This window comes from Williamsia sp. 1135 (assembly GCF_002095395.1).
Lineage (GTDB): Bacteria > Actinomycetota > Actinomycetes > Mycobacteriales > Mycobacteriaceae > Williamsia.
On sequence record NZ_MJEI01000103.1, the window covers coordinates 114,410 to 132,304 of the forward strand.

The 17,895-nt window shown below is 64.5% G+C and carries 19 protein-coding genes; 8 read left to right on the forward strand and 11 right to left on the reverse strand.

The genetic code is table 11. The features are described from left to right. The first annotated feature begins 84 nt into the window (after positions 1-84). On the forward strand, positions 85-720 hold the full coding sequence (locus tag BFL43_RS21890; RefSeq protein WP_084894870.1) for a TetR/AcrR family transcriptional regulator: 636 nt from the start codon (positions 85-87) through the stop codon (positions 718-720). A gap of 90 nt (positions 721-810) precedes the next feature. On the opposite strand, the gene BFL43_RS21895 is transcribed toward BFL43_RS21890, so the two are convergent. The 3 genes from BFL43_RS21895 to BFL43_RS21905 all read right to left on the reverse strand — a co-directional run bounded on the left by BFL43_RS21895 (position 811) and on the right by BFL43_RS21905 (position 3,480). Next, the gene (locus BFL43_RS21895) at positions 811-1,470 is read right to left on the reverse strand and encodes an NAD(P)-binding domain-containing protein (protein WP_084894727.1); all 660 of its coding nucleotides are present in this window, start codon (positions 1,468-1,470) and stop codon (positions 811-813) included. Between the two features lie 88 nt (positions 1,471-1,558). After that, a complete protein-coding gene (locus tag BFL43_RS21900; RefSeq protein WP_084894729.1) occupies positions 1,559-2,230 on the reverse strand; it encodes a response regulator transcription factor in 672 nt (223 codons plus the stop codon). Further along, positions 2,218-3,480: a histidine kinase gene (locus tag BFL43_RS21905; RefSeq protein ID WP_143695457.1), complete on the reverse strand. Its 1,263-nt coding sequence runs from the start codon at positions 3,478-3,480 to the stop codon at positions 2,218-2,220. The genes BFL43_RS21900 and BFL43_RS21905 overlap by 13 nt, the downstream gene beginning before the upstream one ends. Positions 3,481-3,614: 134 nt before the next feature. Here BFL43_RS21905 and BFL43_RS21910 point away from each other — a divergent pair, with 134 nt between their 5' ends. After that, entirely contained in the window at positions 3,615-4,019 is a 405-nt protein-coding gene (locus tag BFL43_RS21910) for a VOC family protein (protein WP_084894733.1), read from the forward strand. Here BFL43_RS21910 and BFL43_RS21915 read toward each other — a convergent pair. Beyond that, positions 3,998-5,032, reverse strand: a complete 1,035-nt coding sequence (locus BFL43_RS21915; RefSeq protein ID WP_084894735.1) for a sigma-70 family RNA polymerase sigma factor — start codon at positions 5,030-5,032, stop codon at positions 3,998-4,000. The genes BFL43_RS21910 and BFL43_RS21915 overlap by 22 nt on opposite strands. 57 nt (positions 5,033-5,089) lie before the next feature. Further along, positions 5,090-5,569 carry a nucleoside deaminase gene (locus BFL43_RS21920; RefSeq protein ID WP_084894737.1) on the reverse strand — a complete coding sequence of 160 codons (480 nt, stop codon included), beginning with the start codon at positions 5,567-5,569 and terminating at the stop codon, positions 5,090-5,092. A gap of 33 nt (positions 5,570-5,602) precedes the next feature. Between BFL43_RS21920 and BFL43_RS21925 the strand changes: the two genes are divergently transcribed. The 3 genes from BFL43_RS21925 to BFL43_RS21935 are packed head-to-tail and all read left to right on the forward strand — an operon-like array spanning position 5,603 to position 8,150. Beyond that, positions 5,603-6,421, forward strand: coding sequence for a DUF72 domain-containing protein (locus BFL43_RS21925; protein ID WP_084894739.1), 819 nt, complete (start codon positions 5,603-5,605; stop codon positions 6,419-6,421). 58 nt (positions 6,422-6,479) lie between these two features. Beyond that, a complete protein-coding gene (locus BFL43_RS21930) occupies positions 6,480-7,454 on the forward strand; it encodes a YhjD/YihY/BrkB family envelope integrity protein (RefSeq protein WP_084894872.1) in 975 nt (324 codons plus the stop codon). Between the two features lie 36 nt (positions 7,455-7,490). Then, a complete protein-coding gene (locus BFL43_RS21935) occupies positions 7,491-8,150 on the forward strand; it encodes a hypothetical protein (protein ID WP_084894741.1) in 660 nt (219 codons plus the stop codon). A gap of 67 nt (positions 8,151-8,217) precedes the next feature. Here BFL43_RS21935 and BFL43_RS21940 read toward each other — a convergent pair whose 3' ends face one another. The 3 genes from BFL43_RS21940 to BFL43_RS21950 are packed head-to-tail and all read right to left on the reverse strand — an operon-like array spanning position 8,218 to position 11,763. Next, the gene (locus BFL43_RS21940) at positions 8,218-9,441 is read right to left on the reverse strand and encodes an SfnB family sulfur acquisition oxidoreductase (RefSeq protein ID WP_084894743.1); all 1,224 of its coding nucleotides are present in this window, start codon (positions 9,439-9,441) and stop codon (positions 8,218-8,220) included. Further along, positions 9,438-10,556 (reverse strand): dimethylsulfone monooxygenase SfnG, encoded by a 1,119-nt coding sequence (sfnG, locus tag BFL43_RS21945; protein ID WP_084894745.1) that lies wholly within the window; start codon positions 10,554-10,556, stop codon positions 9,438-9,440. The genes BFL43_RS21940 and sfnG overlap by 4 nt, the downstream gene beginning before the upstream one ends. A 28-nt stretch (positions 10,557-10,584) precedes the next feature. Further along, positions 10,585-11,763, reverse strand: coding sequence for an LLM class flavin-dependent oxidoreductase (locus tag BFL43_RS21950; RefSeq protein WP_084894747.1), 1,179 nt, complete (start codon positions 11,761-11,763; stop codon positions 10,585-10,587). Positions 11,764-12,174: 411 nt separating this feature from the next. Between BFL43_RS21950 and BFL43_RS21955 the strand changes: the two genes are divergently transcribed. Then, a complete protein-coding gene (locus BFL43_RS21955) occupies positions 12,175-13,524 on the forward strand; it encodes an ROK family protein (RefSeq protein WP_084894749.1) in 1,350 nt (449 codons plus the stop codon). A 75-nt stretch (positions 13,525-13,599) separates the two neighbouring features. Here BFL43_RS21955 and BFL43_RS21960 read toward each other — a convergent pair whose 3' ends face one another. The 3 genes from BFL43_RS21960 to BFL43_RS21970 form a co-directional block, all read right to left on the reverse strand. Then, positions 13,600-14,454, reverse strand: a complete 855-nt coding sequence (locus BFL43_RS21960; RefSeq protein WP_084894751.1) for an ABC transporter permease — start codon at positions 14,452-14,454, stop codon at positions 13,600-13,602. After that, positions 14,454-15,440 (reverse strand): ATP-binding cassette domain-containing protein, encoded by a 987-nt coding sequence (locus tag BFL43_RS21965; RefSeq protein WP_084894874.1) that lies wholly within the window; start codon positions 15,438-15,440, stop codon positions 14,454-14,456. The genes BFL43_RS21960 and BFL43_RS21965 overlap by 1 nt, the downstream gene beginning before the upstream one ends. A 250-nt stretch (positions 15,441-15,690) precedes the next feature. Beyond that, on the reverse strand, positions 15,691-16,506 hold the full coding sequence (locus tag BFL43_RS21970; RefSeq protein WP_084894876.1) for a VOC family protein: 816 nt from the start codon (positions 16,504-16,506) through the stop codon (positions 15,691-15,693). Positions 16,507-16,655: 149 nt separating this feature from the next. Here BFL43_RS21970 and BFL43_RS21975 point away from each other — a divergent pair, with 149 nt between their 5' ends. After that, complete coding sequence (locus BFL43_RS21975; protein WP_084894753.1) at positions 16,656-17,060, forward strand: TOBE domain-containing protein; 405 nt, start codon at positions 16,656-16,658, stop codon at positions 17,058-17,060. Then, complete coding sequence (modA, locus tag BFL43_RS21980) at positions 17,057-17,821, forward strand: molybdate ABC transporter substrate-binding protein (RefSeq protein WP_084894755.1); 765 nt, start codon at positions 17,057-17,059, stop codon at positions 17,819-17,821. The genes BFL43_RS21975 and modA overlap by 4 nt, the downstream gene beginning before the upstream one ends. Positions 17,822-17,895 lie beyond the last annotated feature (74 nt).

A 17,895-nucleotide genomic window follows, 5' to 3' on the forward strand; every position in this document is an offset into this window, starting at 1 on the left:
CGTGAAACAAGTGTGTTTCCGAGAACGCACTCAGTGCAGGTCAGGGGCTCGCTGACCGGCGCGGACGCCATCAATGGTGCGTCGATGACAGTAAGGTCAGTATTTGTGACTCATGTTGCGGCAGGCCCAGGACGCCCTCGATTGGTGGAGCAACGACGTCGTGGTGCCACTGCTCGCGAGGAGATCAGGGACGCCGCTGCGGAGCTGTTCACCACGCGTGGCTACGCGGGTACGTCCACCAGGATGATCGCCGAGGCCGTGGGGATCCGGCAGGCGTCGCTCTATCACCACTTCAAGACGAAAGACGACATCCTCGAGTCCCTGCTCAAGGACACCGTCGTGGTGCCGCTCGAGAAGGCGCGCGAGGTTGCGGCAGCCGACGGTCCGACGCTGGCCCGGCTCCAGGAGCTGGCGGGTTTCGACGCCGGGCAGCTCGCAGCGTCGCGCTGGAATCTCGGCGCGCTCTATCTACTTCCCGAACTGCGCACGCAGCGATTCGCCGAGTTCCGACAGGCGCGCACCGACCTGGCGCGCGTCTATGCGCAACTGGCCGGTGAGGTCCTCGGTGATCAGTCCGACCCGCGTAGGCACGTTCCGTTCCGGCTCGTGGAATCGGTCATCAGCATGCGCTCCGACGAGATGGTGGGCGCGCTCGGCGCCGATTCCGTCGACGACCTGGTCGGGGTACTCGTCGAGAGCATCGCGCTCGTCCTCACCTAGAGATGACAAACCCACCCGTTCCGGTCAGACCCACGGGTCTGCGACCCCTGGATGTGACCGGAACGGGTGGGTTTGCGTACGAAAGGTAGGTCAGGCCTTCCACTCCGCGGTGCGTTCCGGGGTGGCCTCGGCCAGCGCCTCTGTGAGCTTGGCCGCAGTGAAATCTTTGCCGTACGAGGGAGTTCCGGGCTGCTGGCGCCACGACTCGGCGATGGTGCCGGCATCGACGGGGTCGAAACCGAGTTCGTCGACGATGGCCGAGACGATCTTCTTGCCGTCCTCGTCGTCGCCGGCGACGGGCAGCGCGATTCGGCCCTCGGTCCCGGCCTCGGTGCCCTTCTCCAGCAGGTGCTTCCAGTAGATCCCGTTGAAGACCTTGTAGACGGGAGCGTCGAGAAGTTCTGAAACCCAGGCGCTTTCGGGTGTTCCGTCCTCGATGGCGGCAATCTTGCCGTCGCGCTGCTGCGGGTAGTAATTGTTGGTCTCGATCACCGGTGCACCGGGCTTGCGCGCCGAGAGGATCCCCTTGGCCAGGTCCGGGGTGTTCTTCTGCGGAATGCTGACGATGACCAGGTCGGCATCGTCCGCGGCGTCTTTCGCCCAGACGGCCTGCGCGCCGGTCTCGGTGGCCAGCTCTGCGAGCGTCTGGGGATCGCGCGAATTGGACACCCGCACTTCATGCCCCAATTGTGTCAGTCGACGCGTCAGCGTTCCGCCGATGAATCCTGCGCCGATGATTCCGATCTTCACTCTGGTGACCCCTTACGTCGTGGAAAACACACTCCTCCGGCCAACTCGTGCGGTCGGGAGTTCATTCCCCGGCCTCTGATGATCGAGGTCAGGGCACCTCTCCGGGCCGGGCGTCGTGGACCAGCAGAGCGATCTGGACCCGGTTGTTGAACCCGAGCTTGTCGAGGATGTGGGAGATGTGGCTCTTGACCGTTGCCACCGAGACGAACAGATCCTCGGCGATGGCGGAGTTGGAGTTGCCCTGGGCGACGGCGACCGCCACGCGCTGCTCGCCCGGGGTGAGCTGATCGAACTGGGTGTCTGCCTTCGACTTTCGTTCACCGGGTTCGGTGAAGCGGACGATGAGTTTGCGCGTGATGGCCGGAGACAGAATCGGTTCGCCCGCCACCACCTTGCGCAACGCCGCGATCAGGTCGGCAGGCGGGGTGTCCTTGAGCAGGAAGCCGCTGGCCCCGGCCTGCAGCGAACGCAACACCAGATCGTCTGTGTCGAAGGTGGTGAGCATGACCACATGCGGGGGATCGGGCAGGGCGCGGAGCGCCTCGGTGGCCACAAGGCCGTTGACCTTCGGCATCCTGATGTCCATGAGGACCAGGTTGGCCCCGGTCTCGGCGACCTTCTCGCGCACCGCCGAGCCGTCGGACGCCTCACCCACGATGTCGATGTCGGGCTGGCCGGTCAGCATCGTGCGCAGGCCCGCGCGCACCAGCCACTCGTCGTCGACCAACAGCAGTCGGATCTCTGTGGTCACCTCGGACATTCGGTCTCCCAGGGCAGTCGCGCCGTCAACACGAAGTTTCGCTCCTTCACACCATGTTCCATCTCGCCACCGGCGAGGGTGACGCGTTCTCGCAAACCGACCAGTCCCGAACCGGTGCCCGGTATGGAGTTGTGCATGGCTGCAACAGGGTTGAGTGGCTGACGGATGCAGATGGTCAATCCTTGTCCCGGGGCGCCGCTGATGATCACGGTGATGGTCACCTCGCCCGCGTGCTTACGCGCGTTGGTCAGCCCCTCCTGCACGATGCGGTACGCGGCGCGGCTGATGACCCCGGGCACCTCGTCGAGGTCGTCGACCTCGATGGTGGCCCTGATGGGGCTGCCCGCGAGCTCGGTCTCGGCGAACAATTCGTCGACGAACGCCAGTGTTCGCATCGGGGAGGCGAGGTCATCGGTCTCCTCCCGCAGCATGCCGATGACATCGCGCAGGTCGACCAGCATTTGGTGTACCCCCGCCCGGATCACCCCGGCGGCCCGGCGGACCTCTTCCTGGGAGGCATCCTCGCGGAATTCGAGAGCGCCGGCGTGCACGGACAACAGACTCATGCGATGGGCCAGCACGTCATGCATCTCACGGGCCAGCCGCTCCCGCTCGGTGGCCCTGGCGGCAGCGATCCGCTCGCGCTGCTCCGATTCCACGTTGCGCGCCAATTCGGCGAGCGAGATCAACAACTGGCGACGATTGCGGACCATCGTTCCCCATCCGACGGCCACCGCCGTGACGAGGATCGAGTACAACAACACCGCGTACCAGACGTCGGTCTGGGCGTCGGGGTAGAGGAAGAAGTTCGACATCGACGCGCAGATACCGAGCGCACCGATCGACATCGAGTAACGCAGCGGCTTGTGCACGGCCAGCGAGAACAAGGCCAGCAGTGCGGCACCGCCGATGAAAGACGCGACGCCCGAGAGGAGGGTCAGGATCAGGGCGATCGCCAGCGGCCAGCGGCGCCGCCAGATCAGGGCCCCGCAGCCCAGGACCCCCACGACGATGTCGGCTGCGAGCAGGGGACCCCAGTTGCCGAAGCGCCCCCAGATGGCGACGATGCCGATCGTCAGTGACAGGGCGACCATCAGTACATCGATCGTGACGTCGCGCTTGGTGCGCTTGCCGGTCAGCGGGTGCGGGTCGGCCTCGAGGGTCTCGCGTACGGCACCGGGCATCCAGGCGCGGCGCGCGGTCAGAGACTCCCAGTCCGAGGTCTGACCCGGCACACCTGCGGAACTCATACCGCGATGATCCGTGACGTGGAGGCTTCCGGCATCGGGCGAAAGTGTGAACTTCGATGTCCGATTACTTTCGGTGGCCACCCCGGTCTGAAAGGGTGACAACACAAACAGCACCACGAAATGGAGTTACTGCCATGTCCCGCATGATGTTCCTGAACACCACTGCCTCTGACATCCCCGCTACCCGGACGTTCTTCACCGAGCTGGGCTTCGAGTTCAACGAGACGTTCAGCGACGAGAACACGCTGTGCCTCATCATCAACGACCAGACCTTCGCGATGTTGATGACACCGGCGCGCTTTCAGGACTTCATCACCGGCGGCATCACCGACACGAGCAAGGAGCGCGAGGTGCTGATCGCGGTCTCGGCGGAGTCCCGCGAGGAAGTCGACAAGATCGCTGACAAGGCCCTCGAGATCGGTGGGTCGGCCTGGCAAGACGCTCAGGACCACGGCTTCATGTACGGCCGGAGCTTCCGCGACCTCGACGGTCACGTCTGGGAGGTCACCTGGATGGATCAGTCGGCCATCGCCGGCTGAACCGGTTCGCCGGTTGCAGGCAGGGTCGCGGTCGCCGGCAACCCGAACCGGGCGAAATCCTCGACCATGGTGTCGGAGAAGAAGGCCACAACATGGGCCACGCCGTCTCCGGTGACGTCGAGAACCTGCAGCTGGAACGGCCGGTGCACCCCGTCGGGCTCACGCATGTACAGACCGAACGCCGGCTGGCCGTTTGCAGTGGCGGGCAACAGCAACATGTCGTCCGCCTTTTCCGCCGGGCAATTGCCGCGGATGAGGCGTCCGATGGCCTCGGCGCCCTGGTACCAACCGGTGAACGGCGGCATCTCCCAGATCGCCTTGTCGGTGAAGAGCTGCACGATTGCGTCGATGTCGTACGACTGAAACGCCTCGACCCACTTTTGCAGCAACTCTTTCTGGGCAGCGTCTTGCGGTTCGGACACCGAATCGCGCTCGGGAGCAATTTCTTTGAGCTGCGCCCGCGCGCGCTGCAGCAGGCTGTTGACGGTGGCGGTGGTCAGGCCGAGGGTGTCGGCGACCTCGTTTGCTCGCCATTGCAACACATCTCGGAGGATGATCACGGCGCGCTGGCGTTCGGGCAGATGTTGCAGGGCGGCGATGAACGCGAGACGGATGGATTCACGGGACCCGACGATCGTGGCCGGGTCGGACGTCTCAGCAAGTGACTCATCGGAGTCTGCGAACGGCTCGAGCCAAGGGACCTCGTGGTCTTGCAGAAGCGGCGCCTCGGGATCGTAGGAATCGCCGCCGAGGCCGGATGGCAACGGGCGACGCTGCTTGGACCCCAGTGCCGTCAGACAGGTGTTGGTCGCGATCTTGTACAGCCAGGTCCGGACCGAGGCGCGGCCGTCGAACCGTGCGTATCCGCGCCACGCCCGGATGTAGGTCTCCTGCAGGAGGTCTTCGGCATCGTGATGAGAGCCCATCATCCGGTAACAGTGGGCGAGCAGTTCTCGGCGGTACGGTTCGGTCACTTCCAGGAAGTCAGGATCGGCCGTTGCCTCGACAGTCATGGGGGACAGATTACGCCGGGGGGCGGACAACAGCGAGAGAAAGTGTGGATGGGGGACTCAGCTCGTCCAGAATCCCTCGTGCACGGCTGCGGCCTCGGGAAGATGAATCGGCCCACGCACGATCGTGGGCCGCTGGCCTGCAGCGAAGACGTCCCGGCACGGCAACGTCATCGTCGGATTCTCTTCGTCCGCACCCGTCAACTCTGCCAGCGCTGACTCGGCGAGGGCATAGACGACGGTGCCGATCCCAGACCAGTAGACGGCGCCCGAGCACATCGCACAGGGTTCGGTGGAGGTGTACAGGGTCATATCGGCGAGTTCGCCACGTCTGAACGTCGACGAGGCCAGGCGCACGAGGTTGGTCTCGGCGTGGCCGGTGGCATCGGATCCGGTGACGACGGTGTTCTGGGCCTCGAGGGCCACGTACCCGTCGGCCGTGACGAGCAGCGCGCCGAAGGGGTGATTGCCCGCGTTCCTCGACGACCAGGCGAGGGCGACGGCGCGACGCAGCAACAGGGCGTCATCGAGTTCGGTCATCGCCCCATTCTGTCGTGGTGTACAGGTTGAGGTGTGATCCGAGTCGGCACCTCAGGGTGGGTGTACCCGCCGTGGCGCAAGACCTTCTATCCGGAGGGTCTCGCGCAGCGGCGCGAACTGGAGTACCTCTCGCGGCACCTCAATTCAGTGGAGCTCAACGGGTCGTTCTATGCGTTGCAGAAACCGGCGAGCTACCTCAAATGGGCCGAGCAGACCCCCGACGACTTCGTGTTCTCGGTGAAGGGGCCACGGTTCATCACCCACATGAAGCGGTTGGTCGCCGTCGCGGAGCCTCTCGCCACGTTCCTCGCCTCCGGTGTTCTCGCCCTCGGTCCGAAACTCGGCCCGATCCTCTGGCAGCTCCCGCCGAACCTGCCGTTCGACGCTGCCGCGCTGGCAGACTTCGCGGAGCTGCTACCCCGGACGACTGCTGCAGCGGCGACCATGTCCGAGGGTCACAGCGACCACATTGCGGGGCGGGCCTGGACGACCACCGATGCAGACCGCCCGGTGCGGCATGCGCTCGAGGTCCGCCACCCGAGCTTCATGGACCCGCAACTGCCAGAGTTGTTGCGAGAGCGCGATATTGCTCTGGTGCTCGCTGACTCGGCGGGTAAGTTCCCGGTCATCGACGAGATGACCGCAGACTTCTCCTATGCGCGGCTGCACGGCGACCAGGAGCTCTACACCAGCGGCTACACAGACGAGGCGCTCGACGCCTGGGCGGTCAGGTTCCGTGAACGCTCGGCCGGAGGCGACGTGTACGTCTATTTCGACAACGACGCGAAGGTCCGAGCGCCCTATGATGCGCAAGGGCTGCTCGATCGGCTCGATCCCGGCGGGCTCGGGTAGCGTTATCGCCCAGCGCTCAACCAGTGACGGCGCCCACCGGACGACTGGGGTGCCATCGATGATCGAGCGTTTGGACAAGCTGCAGCGCAAGCACCCTGTCCTCGGATTCGGTATCGCCGTGATCTACAAGTACGCCGACGATCAGGGCGGCTATCTCGCGGTCCTGATGACCTACTACGCATTCCTTGCGCTGTTCCCATTGCTGCTCTTGCTGACCACCGGCGTCGGCATCGTGCTGGACGGCAATCCGGGACTTCAGGAACGGGTGCTGAACTCGACGCTGAGTCAGTTCCCGGTCATCGGAGACCAACTCGGTCAACCGCAGGAGCTGAGCGGCGGGATCTGGGGTGTGGTCATCGGACTCCTCGGCGCTCTGTATGGTGCCTCCGGCGCAGGTCAGGCCGCGCAGAACGCGATGAACACGGTCTGGGCGGTGCCGCGAAACAAGCGCCCCAATCCGATCTTCTCCCGGCTGCGCAGTCTGCTCCTGCTGACGGTCCTCGCCCTCACCCTCGTCGGGACGACCGTGTTGTCGACGTACGGCGGCCTCTGGGGACTCTTGGGACCCTGGGACACCTGGGCCATCGGGATCACGGCGGTGGTCGTCAACTCTGCGGTCTTCATGGTCGCCTACAAACTCAGCACCACCAACACGGTGAGCTACCGCGACGTCCTGCCCGGGGCCATCGTGATGGCGATCTTGTGGCAGTTGCTGCAGACCTTCGGAACTTTTTACGTGACCCAGGTCGTCAAGAACGCCAGCACCACCAACAGCGTTTTCGCGGTGGTTCTCGGTCTGCTCGCGTACTTCTACCTCGCGGCGGCCGCGGTGGTCCTCACCGCTGAGATCAATGCAGTCCGGGTGCACAGACTCTATCCACGCGCGCTGCTGACGCCGTTCACCGACGAGGTCGAACTGACGCAGGGCGACCGCACGGCCTACACCCGGCAGGCGAAGGCTCAGCGGGCCAAGGGCTTCGAGCAGGTCACGGTGACTTTTGAAAAGGCGAAGAAACCCGACGAGCCGAGCTAGCGCGAGCAAACCCGCGCTCTCTCCACGGTGGCGGCAATGGCAACCACACTCGCGGTCGGACTGGCGGTCGCCGGTCCGGCGAATGCCTTTGACCTGCCTATCGACTACACCGCAAACACCACGACGGTGCTGAAGAAGCTGAACCAGAAGGTCACTTTCCCGGCCACCGGTCTCACCAGTGTGCTCAGTACCGAAGATTTCTCGACGGGAACGCTGACGGGTGAACTGAACCTTCCCACGACCACGACCGATCTGAAGCTGGGCTCTCTCAACCTGGCCACCGTCACGCTCTCGATAGTGGATCCATCACCGGTGACGGGGACGGTGAAGTTCGCCGAAGACTTCACGACCGTGGCGCTCAAGGCTCAGCAGAGCTTCAAGGTGAAGATCAACAGCATTCAGCCGCTCGGTCTCGACACCGGATCGGCGAACTTGAACCTGCTGCCCGCCGGCGCACACTGCGAGACGTCGGTGACGACGGCTGATCTCGCGGGCACGATCGACCTGAGCGGCACCTCGCTGGACACCACGCTGAGCGGCACCTATCCGATCCCGGCCTTCACCGGGTGCGGAAATCTGGTCGGCCCGGTGCTGAACTCGCTGGTTTCAGGCCCCGGTAACACGCTGACCGTCGCTTTGAAGACCGTCGCCCCGGAGACCACCAAGGCTCAGCTCAGGCAGGCCGCCGCGCGCTGACCCGCGTCATTCGTCAAGAACGGCCACCCGTGTCTGCGGGTGGCCGTTCTCGGTGTGTGGATCTTCCTCAGATGACGCCGTGCGTGGGCGGCGCCGACTTGTGAAGCAGAGCGCGACCGATGTGCTGGTACTTCCACCGCACCGGATCGTGCAGGGTGTGGGTGCGCGCGTTTCGCCAGAAATGATCGAGCCCGAGATCTGCTCCCGCGCTTCGGGTTCCCGACACCTCGAACAGTGCCGAGGAGACATCGTTGGCTGCGCGATCGGCGACGATCTTGGCGGTGGCCACGGCGATCGACGCTGCGGCTGCCGCTTGTGCCGCACCGCGTGCCGGGGTGTTGAACGTGGCATCAACCGCAGTTCCCGCAGCGGTCAGGGTTGCTTCGGCGGTGGTCACCTCGACCGCGAGTTCCCCGAAGCGCTGGATCAGCAGCGGGTCGTCGATGGCCTTGTCGACGCCTGCCTCGAACCATGCGCGGCTCTTGGTGCGCGCGAACTCCACTGCGGCAGAAAGGGCTCCGCGAGCAATACCTGCATCGATGGCGACGTGCAGCAGCTGTGCGAAGGCGCCGTACCCGCTCGGTGCACCCACGGCTTTGGCTCTGGCAACCAGTTGATCGCCGCGGACCGACACACCCTCGAACGTGATCGTGCCACTGCCGGTGGTGCGCTGCCCGATGCCATTCCAGTCGTCGACGATGCGGACACCGGCTGCATCCGCGGGAATGAACGCGACGTATTCACCGTCGGGCAGGCCGGTTTTGCCCTCCGGATCGTCCAGTCGCGTCAACACTGCAAGCGTGTGTGCGTACAGCGAACCCGTGCAGTAGAACTTCGAACCGTCCAGTCGCAGGCCGCCGCTGTGGGGGCGGATCGTGGTCGCGATCTCGGCAACGGTTTTGCCGCCTCGTTCAGACTGCGCATTGGCAATTCGGCTGCCGCCCAGCACGTCTTCGAAGAGTTCGCGCTGTTGGGTTGGCTCGGCCGCCAGCCGGAGCAGATTCAGGTACACGAAATGGCTGTGCGGGATCTGCGCGATGTTGGGGTCGGCGGTGGCCAGGATCCGGACGACCTCGGCGACCACACTCGGAGCGAGATCGGCACCGCCGAACCGGGCAGGCACCGTGATCGCCAGCAGGCCGCTGGCCGAGAGGTGGTCGATCTCCTTGTAGGGGAGCTTGCGATCGCGATCGCGTGCCGCGGCCCCGGTGGCGAAGTGCTGCGCGAGGTCACGGGCGACCGAGAGCGCCTGCCCCGCGGAGTCGATATGTGCTGCGATCGCAGTGCTCACGGTGCCCTGACGCCGGCTGCGGTATCGGCCGCCTCCAGTTCGCGAACGAGCGGCAGAACTTTGGCACCGAAGTACTCGATCTCTTCCTGGAAGTGCAGGAATCCGCCGAGGATGAGGTCGACGCCGAGGCGTTTGTAGGCGACTATGCGCTCGGCGATCTGCTCAGGGGTACCGATCAGCTGGGTCTTGAAGCCGTCGTTGTACTGGACGAGATCTTCGAACTTCGAGTCTGCCCACATGCCCTTGCCATCGGACGTGGATGCGCCGGCCTGCTGGACGGAGTCCCTGAAGCCCTCCACCGCCGGGCGGTTAGCCTTCTCGATGATCTCCCGGAGGGTGTCGCGGGCCTCGGCCTCGGTGTCGCGCGCGATGATGAAACCGTTCAGGCCGAACTTGACCTCGCGATTGTGTGCCCGAGCCACCGCCCGCAGGTCGTCGACCTGTTCGGTGACCCCGTCGAAGTCCTTGCCGTTGGAGAAGTACCAGTCCGAGAACCGGCCACCGTTGTTGCGAGCGGCCGTCGAGTTGCCACCCTGGAAGATCTCCGGATTGGGGCGTTCGGGGGTGTTCAGCGGCTTGGGCTTGAGGGTGAAGTCGCGGATCCGATAGAAGTCGCCGGCGAATTCGACGTTGTCCTCGGTCCAGATCTTCCGGATCACGTCGATGAACTCCGCACTCCGACGGTATCTTTCGTCGTGTTCGAGCCACGGCTCTCCGAGTGCCCTGAATTCGCCGGAGAACCAGCCCGACACCACATTGATCGCGAACCGTCCGTTCGAGAGATGGTCTGCCGTGGCGCCGAACTTGGCGAGTACCGCCGGATGCCAGAGTCCCGGATGGATCGCGGCGATGACCTTCAGCTTCTCGGTCGCACCGAGCAGGGCCAGGCTGAACGACGTCGACTCGTGCTGGAACTCTGCGCCGTACGACGCTATGTAGCGCACCTGGGAGAGTGCGTACTCGAAGCCGACCTTCTCCGCGGTCTGGGCCAGCTTCTTGTTGTACTCGAAGTCCCAGCTGGTCCGCTGCTCGATCTCGCTGGTCACCAGCCCGCCGCTGACGTTGGGTACCCAGTAGGCGAACTTGATCTCGTCTGAGACCTTTTCAGTGGTCATGGTTGTGCTCCAGAGTGTTTGGCGCTGATCAGGAAGCGCTGGCGGGTTTGAGTGAAGGCAGGAAGGCGCCGCGGACGGGCTCGGCTGCCCGGTCGTCGGCGTCGAGGAGTCCACGCTGGATCAGTCTTGGCCGCACTCCCTCCCCGAAGTGATAGGCCTCCTCGACGTGTGGGTAACCGGACAGGATGAAGTGGTCGAGTCCGAGCTCGGCGTACTCCGCGATCCGATCGGCGACCTCATCGTGCGATCCGACGAGTGCAGTCCCTGCGCCACCGCGGACCAATCCGACACCCGTCCACAGGTTCGGATAGATCTCGAGTGACCGGGCATCGGTGTCGGCGCTGAAAGCGCTCCCGCCGCCGTGCAACTCGCGCATCCGCCGTTGTCCCTCGGACTCCGACTTGGCCAGGTTCTGCTGCGCATTTGCCACCAACTGCGGGTCCAGGGCCCCGATGAGCCTGTCTGCTTCGGCCCAGGCCTGCTCGGCAGTGTCGCGCGAGATGACGTGCAGCCGGATGCCGTACGTCAGGTCACGTCCCTCTGCGGCTGCCAGACCACGGATCCAGTTCAGCTTCTCGGCGACGGCGTCGGGCTTTTCGCCCCACGTCAGATAGGTGTCGGCGTACTTCGAAGCAACGGTGCCGGCTGCGGGCGATGAGCCACCGAAGAACACGGGAGGCAGCGGATCCGGCTTACGAGCCAGTTGGGCACCCTCCACACGTAGATGGCGGCCGACGAAGTCGACGGGATCCTCCCGGGTCCAGAGCTGCCGGATGATGTCGAGGAACTCGCCACAGCGCTCGTATCGCGCTTCCTTGGACAAGAAGTCGCCGAAGGCTCGTTGCTCGGAGGACTCGCCCCCGGTGACCACGTTGAGGAGCAGACGGCCTTTCGACTGCCACTGATACGTCGACGCCATCTGCGCCGCGAGCGTCGGGCTGGTCAGTCCTGGACGCAGCGCCACCAAGAACTTCAGGGTGTCGGTTGTCTCGAGAAGCATCGCGGTCGAGAGCCAGGCGTCTTCGCACCAGAGCCCGGTGGGTGTGAGGACGGCCTCGAAGCCGTTCACCTCGGCGGCCCCGGCCAGCTGGTTCAGATATCGCAGGTCAGCGGGGCGATCACCGGACATGTTCGATCCGTGACCACCAGCCATCAGATTCCGTGAGTCGCCGTACGTCGGCAGGAACCAGTGGAAATGCAGTGACACAGGCGAGCCTTTCGGTTGAATGCAGAGTCGGACCCAGTGTGGGTGGCTCCCGCGCCGGGTTCCCAGGGTTCAGATCGCTGTGATTCCAAGTCGGCGGGGAGATCGGCGTGGCGACTATTCTCGCCGGTGAACGCCTCTGTGACGTGCGTTCAGTCTTCTCGGTCCGATCGATGTCCGCGTTGCACGGAATCTGCAAGCGCTGCTACCTTGACGTTCATGACGAGCACAGGCCACTACATCCCGGAGGTCACCTACATGACCACCGCTCTGGGGTGTCGTCTGCCGTTCGCTCGCGTTCTCTGTTGTCGAATGTCCTGATCCGAATCCGCCGCGCTCGCGGCATTCCGTTCTGACATCTCTCGCTCGGCCACTGGTGTGGTCCTGGGCGCGACAACTCCACGAGGACCCTCGATGACTGCCACACTTGATCACCGCATAGCTACGACCACCACCCGCCCGTCTGTGACCCGCCCGACCGGCTCCCGCGTCGCCGCGCCTGCTCGTCCTGCTCGTCCGCTGGGAGTGCCCAGCCCGAAAAAGGCAGCGGTGAAATTGGGCAGCGCCCGCGCTGGGATTCACATCGCCACCCCGCAACTGCATCTGTCGACCAAGCCGGCGGCAGTGGTGTTGCGGGCTGCACGCCTGCACGGCCCGGTGTTCCGCGACGCTGCGTCCGGTGCCTCGGGCTTGAGCATCTCGACTGTGAACCGCCAGGTCAGTGCCCTCCTGAAGGTCGGCTTGCTGCGTGAGCGCGCCGACCTCGCGCCTGCCGGTGCCATCGGTCGCCCGCGACTGCCTTTCGAGCTGAACACGGCCGAGTTCTTGACGGTCGGCATCCACATCGGCCTCAAGGTCACCTCCATCACCACCCATGACCTCTTTCACCGCGTTGTCGGTGCCATCCAGATCCCGACCCCGATCGCCGACAGCCCCGAGCAGACACTGACGGCCATCGGGCTGAGCGCAAAGCGTTTCCTGTCGCGGTGGCAGAACAAGAAGGTGCTGTGGGCTGGGGTGGCACTGGCCGGACGGGTCGACAAGGCCGGACGCGTCACCCACTCGCGCCTCGGGTGGCAGTCCGCACCTGTCGGTGAGATTCTCGCCTCGGTCGTCGGATTGCCGATCTCCGTGGCCTCTCACGTCGAGGCGATGGCCGCTGCGGAACTCCTGCTGAACCCGCAGGCCGAATTGTTGGTGGATCCGGGTCAAGAGGGTGGTAGCTTCGTCTACTTCTACGCACGCGAGACAGTTGGCATCGCCTTCACCGTCGGCGGCAGCGTGTACACCCCCACCGCCGGACCGCCGGAGATCGGGCACTTCCCGGTCGGGCGCACCGAACTTCTCGACCCGCACGGCACCGGCCGGCTCGAACCGACCGTCAGCGACACCGGCATCGTCGACGCCGCCATCGCCGCGGGTCTGAAGATCGAGTCGGTGGAAGACGTGCACCAGCTGGCTGCGGAGGGCAACGAGATCTCCCGCGCCATCCTCGACGAGCGCGCACGGCTGCTCGGCAAGGCAGTCGGCCTGATTGCCGACATCTTCAACCCGGACCACGTGGTCCTCGGTGGGCAGGCGTTCACCGACGCCCCCTCGACCCTGCCGATCGTCGCGCAGGCTGTCCGCGAGACCTCGGTCGCCGAGCGCCGGGACGTCCGGGTGTCACGCTCGGGTGCCACGGTCCAGCAACAAGCCGCAGGTGCGGTTTCCCTCGATGCGATCTACAGCGATCCGGTGGAAGCCCTCTCCCGCACCGCATAAAAATTCGCGCCACCTGCACGCATACGAGCCGCTTGCAACCGGCTCATATGTGCGTAGGTGGCGCGAATTCCCAATCTAATCAGTGGTGCGCTTGTGGTACGCGCGCAATGCAAATGGCGCGAAGATCAAGGTCAACGCTATCGACCAGAGCACCGTCGAGAGCTCAGGATTCTGCAGCGGCCAGGGGGCTCCCGGAGGCGCCGCCGGACCGTTGCCCCACAGTTCACGCATCGACTGGACGAGCGACGAGATCGGATTACACTCCGCGATCGTGCGCAGCCAACTCGGCATCGGTTCTGTCGGGACGAAAGCGTTGGACAGGAACGTGACCGGGAACAGCAGGGTGAACATGACACCGTTCACGGCTTCCGGTGAGCGCATCACCGATCCGATGAGAATGCCGAACCAGATCATGGCGAAACCGAACAGCAGCACCAGAGCGAAGGCGAGAACTGCTTTCGCGAATCCTTCGTGGATGCGCCAGCCGATCAGCAGACCGGTGAGCGCCATCACGACGATGCCGATAGAGGAGTGGATCAGCGCCGCCACGGATCGTCCGACGAGGACTGACGACCGTGCCATCGGCAGTGACCGGAAGCGGTCGATGATGCCCTTGTCCAGATCGTTGGTCAGTCCGAGCGCGACGATGAACGCCGAGAACGCGATGGTCTGACCCATGATTCCGGGGAGCAGCCACTCTTTGTAGTCGAACCCGTCGCCGGGGCTGATCGACGCACCGAAGACGTACGCGAACAGCAGCACGAACATGATCGGCTGCACCGTCACGTCCGAGAGCATCTCGGGTTGGCGTTTGGTGTGGATGAGGTTGCGCCGCACCATGACCAGTGACTCTCGCACTATGTCTGGTTTGCCTATCGCCGATCGCGGCGTTGCTTTCGTCGTTCCGGCGTTGCTGGTCGTGGTGGTCATCACTTGTTCTCCTCGGCGTCGGCGTCGGCGTCTTCAGCTCGGTGCCCGGTGAGGGAGAGGAAGACGTCGTCAAGGCTTGGGCGGGTGAGTCCGATGTCGTCGACCGCGATCTCGCTGCGTTCGAAGATCCCGGCGATCTTGGTGAGGTCGCCGATTCCGTCGGCACTTGCGGTCAATTGCCGCTGCGACTCGTCGACGAAGACCTCCCCGCTGTTCTCCCGCAGGAGTCGGGTCGCCTCGGGCAGGTCGTCGGCATCGGAGACCGTCAGCACCAGGCTGGCCTTGCCCGCCTGTTCCTTGAGCTGCAACGGGGTACCGGCCGCGATGATCTTGCCCTTGTCGATGACAACGATGTCGTCGGCGAGTTGGTCGGCCTCTTCGAGATACTGGGTTGTCAGCAGCAGGGTGGTGCCATGGTTGACGAGTGACTTCAGCACATCCCAGAGTTCCTGCCGGCTTCTCGGATCGAGACCTGTCGTCGGTTCGTCGAGAAACAGCACCGGTGGTGAGGCCAGCAGGCTGACGGCGAGATCGAGCCGGCGACGCATTCCGCCCGAGTAGGTCTTGACCACTCGGTCAGCGGCGTCGGTGAGCGAGAACTGCTCGAGCAGTCGGTCACCTGCGGCGCGGACCTCCTTGCGGGGCAACCCGTAGAGGCTGCCGATCATCCAGAGATTCTCACGCCCGGTCAGCAACTCGTCGACGGTGGCAGCCTGTCCGGTCAGGCCCATGCTGCTGCGGACCAGGTCCGGATTCTCTGTCACGTCGTACCCCGCGATACGGGCCGTACCCGAGGTGGGCAGGCTCAGCGTGGTCATCATCCGGACGATGGTGGTCTTTCCCGCGCCGTTCGGTCCGAGCAGTCCCAGTACCGAGCCGGGCGGGACGTGGAAACTCACTCCGTCGACGGCACGGACGCCGTCGAACTCTTTGACCAGGTCGATGGCCTCGATGGCGTGTTCGGTGGTGACTGCTGTGGAAGTCATGGGGCTCACCGTAGCGACCGAGTCGGACATCGGGCCAGCAGTTTTCTTGCTGAGCGTTGACACGTTGTTCTCCTAGTTGCAGGTCGAGTCAGATCGCAACGGATCCGTCGTGGAAATATCGTCGGCTGTTCATCTCGAGATCGGTTCTGTCATCCTCCGAGTTGAAGCGAACTTGAAGTCAAGAGCTGGAGCGGGTCCACTCGGTGTTCATCGTCCCGGGCATCGAAAATCCGACGGGACGGATTCGGGATCAGGGCACCTGTTGCAGTTTGATCTGTGCGCCCCACGGATCACTGATGGTCGCGAGTCGCCCATACGGGGTGTCCATCGGGGCGGCGACGACGGTGCCGCCGAGTTCCCCGACTCGTGCGGCCGTGGCATCGGCGTCGGCGACGCCGATGTAGATGGACCAGTGCGAGGGCACCTCAGCAGGTAAGAAGCCGCGACCGTCCATGATCCCGGCGTACCCCTCGCCCGGCTTGGTGTCGGGCAGACTCAACTGGGCGTAACGGAACTCGTCGGTGTCGCTGAGGGTGATGGTCTGTCGCCCGGTGACCGCCGGGTAGAACTCGACCGCCTTCGCGAAGTCGGTGCTCAGAAGCTCGAAGTAGCAGGGTGCATTGGCCTCCATGTAGAGCTGAAAGCCTTTGTGCTCAAGAGGTTCCCAGAAGCCGAAGACAGCGCCGTGGCCGTTGCGGCCACCATTGGATCCCGGATCGCTGCCCGGATCCATCACGATCGCCATCGTCCCCTGCCCGGGGATCTCCATCGGTTCGACGAAGACGCTGCCACCTGAGGTCGAGACCTGCTTGACGGTCGCCTCGATGTCCGGTGTCTGGAAGTACGTGCACCAGAAGTCGGGCATGTCCGGGCTTTGCTTCGGCCCGAGGCCGGCGATGAGTTTGCCCTGGTAGGTGAACTGCGAGTAGCCGCCCATCTGCTGGTCCGGCTCGGTCCGGTCCCACCCGAACAGGTCGCCGTAGAACGAGGCGGCGCGATCCGGCTCGGTGCTGGACAGATCGATCCAGACGGCGACACCGTCCGGATGTGAGTCGATGGCTGGCATGGCGGGCTCCTTGTGAGGTTCGAAGGTCGTCACAGGCATAGACCGGGGTCGGTGCCGGAACTCATCGCGACGAACCCGTCGCGTCGCCAGCTCCGCATCTGCGGACGTTTCGGCTTGACATAGTCGCAGTAGCGGTCGAACCTCAACAGGTGAGTGAAGTGCGAATTCGGCAGGCGGCCGAACTCCTGGGGATCAGCGACGACACCGTTCGCCGGTTGATCGCCGGGGATCAGCTGCGTTCATACACCGACGACAGCGGCAGACAGGTCGTCGACGGGGCAGATCTGGCGCGACTGGCCAGTGAACGCGCGCCTGCGCTCTCGAGCGCCGACGCGCCGGTCGTGCGGTCGGCCCGCAACCGTTTCGTCGGACTTGTCACGGAGGTGAAGTCGGATCCGGTGATGAGCCAGGTGACCCTGCAATGCGGACCGTTCGAAGTGACATCGCTGATGAGTACCGACGCCGTCCGCGAACTCGATCTCAAACCCGGCTCGGTGGCGACGGCGGTCATCAAGGCAACCAACGTGATCGTAGAAACGAGGCCCGTCGAGTGAAGTCAAGAAGTCTCGTCGCACTCGTCCTCGTCGTGGCGGTGGTCCTGTTATCGGCGGGGTGTTCGTCGAGCGCGCCGGATTCGAACACGGAGAAGGTCACGCTGACGGTGTCTGCCGCGGCCTCTCTGAAGAAGAGCTTCACGGCACTCGCCGAGCAGTTCTCGGCCGACAACCCCGACATCGAGATCAAGTTCAACTTCGACGGTTCGCAGGCGCTGGTCACGCAGATCGACCAGGGCGCGAACGTCGATGTGCTGGCCACCGCCGACCAGAAGAACATGGAAAAGCTCGGGGACAAGATCACCGATCCGCAGATCTTCGCGACCAACGTCTTGACGATCGTCACCCAGCCGGGCAACCCCGAGAACATCCAGGGTCTCGCCGATCTCGCGAAGTCCGATGTGACCACGGTGATCTGCGCGGTCGACGTGCCGTGTGGCAGCGCGACTGCCGAGGTCGAGGAGAACACCGGCGTCGACATCAAGCCGGTCAGTGAAGAAACGGCGGTGACCGGTGTGCTCACCAAGGTGCAGACCAAACAGGCCGACGCCGGCCTCGTCTACGTCACCGATGCCGCCGGTGCCGGCGACACCGTCACCTCCGTGTCCGATCCCGCCTTTGCTGCGGTCGTCAACAAGTATCCGATCGGCGTCGTCGCGGCGACCAGGAACAAAGAAGCCGCACAACAGTTCGTCGACATGGTGCTCGGCACGAAGGGCAGTGCGCTGCTCGAGTCGCAGGGCTTCGGACCCGCGACTTGAGCAACTCCGGATCCGCACTGAAGGCGGTACCGGCCTGGCTCTACCTGCCGGCCGCAATCGGTGTGGCGCTCGTG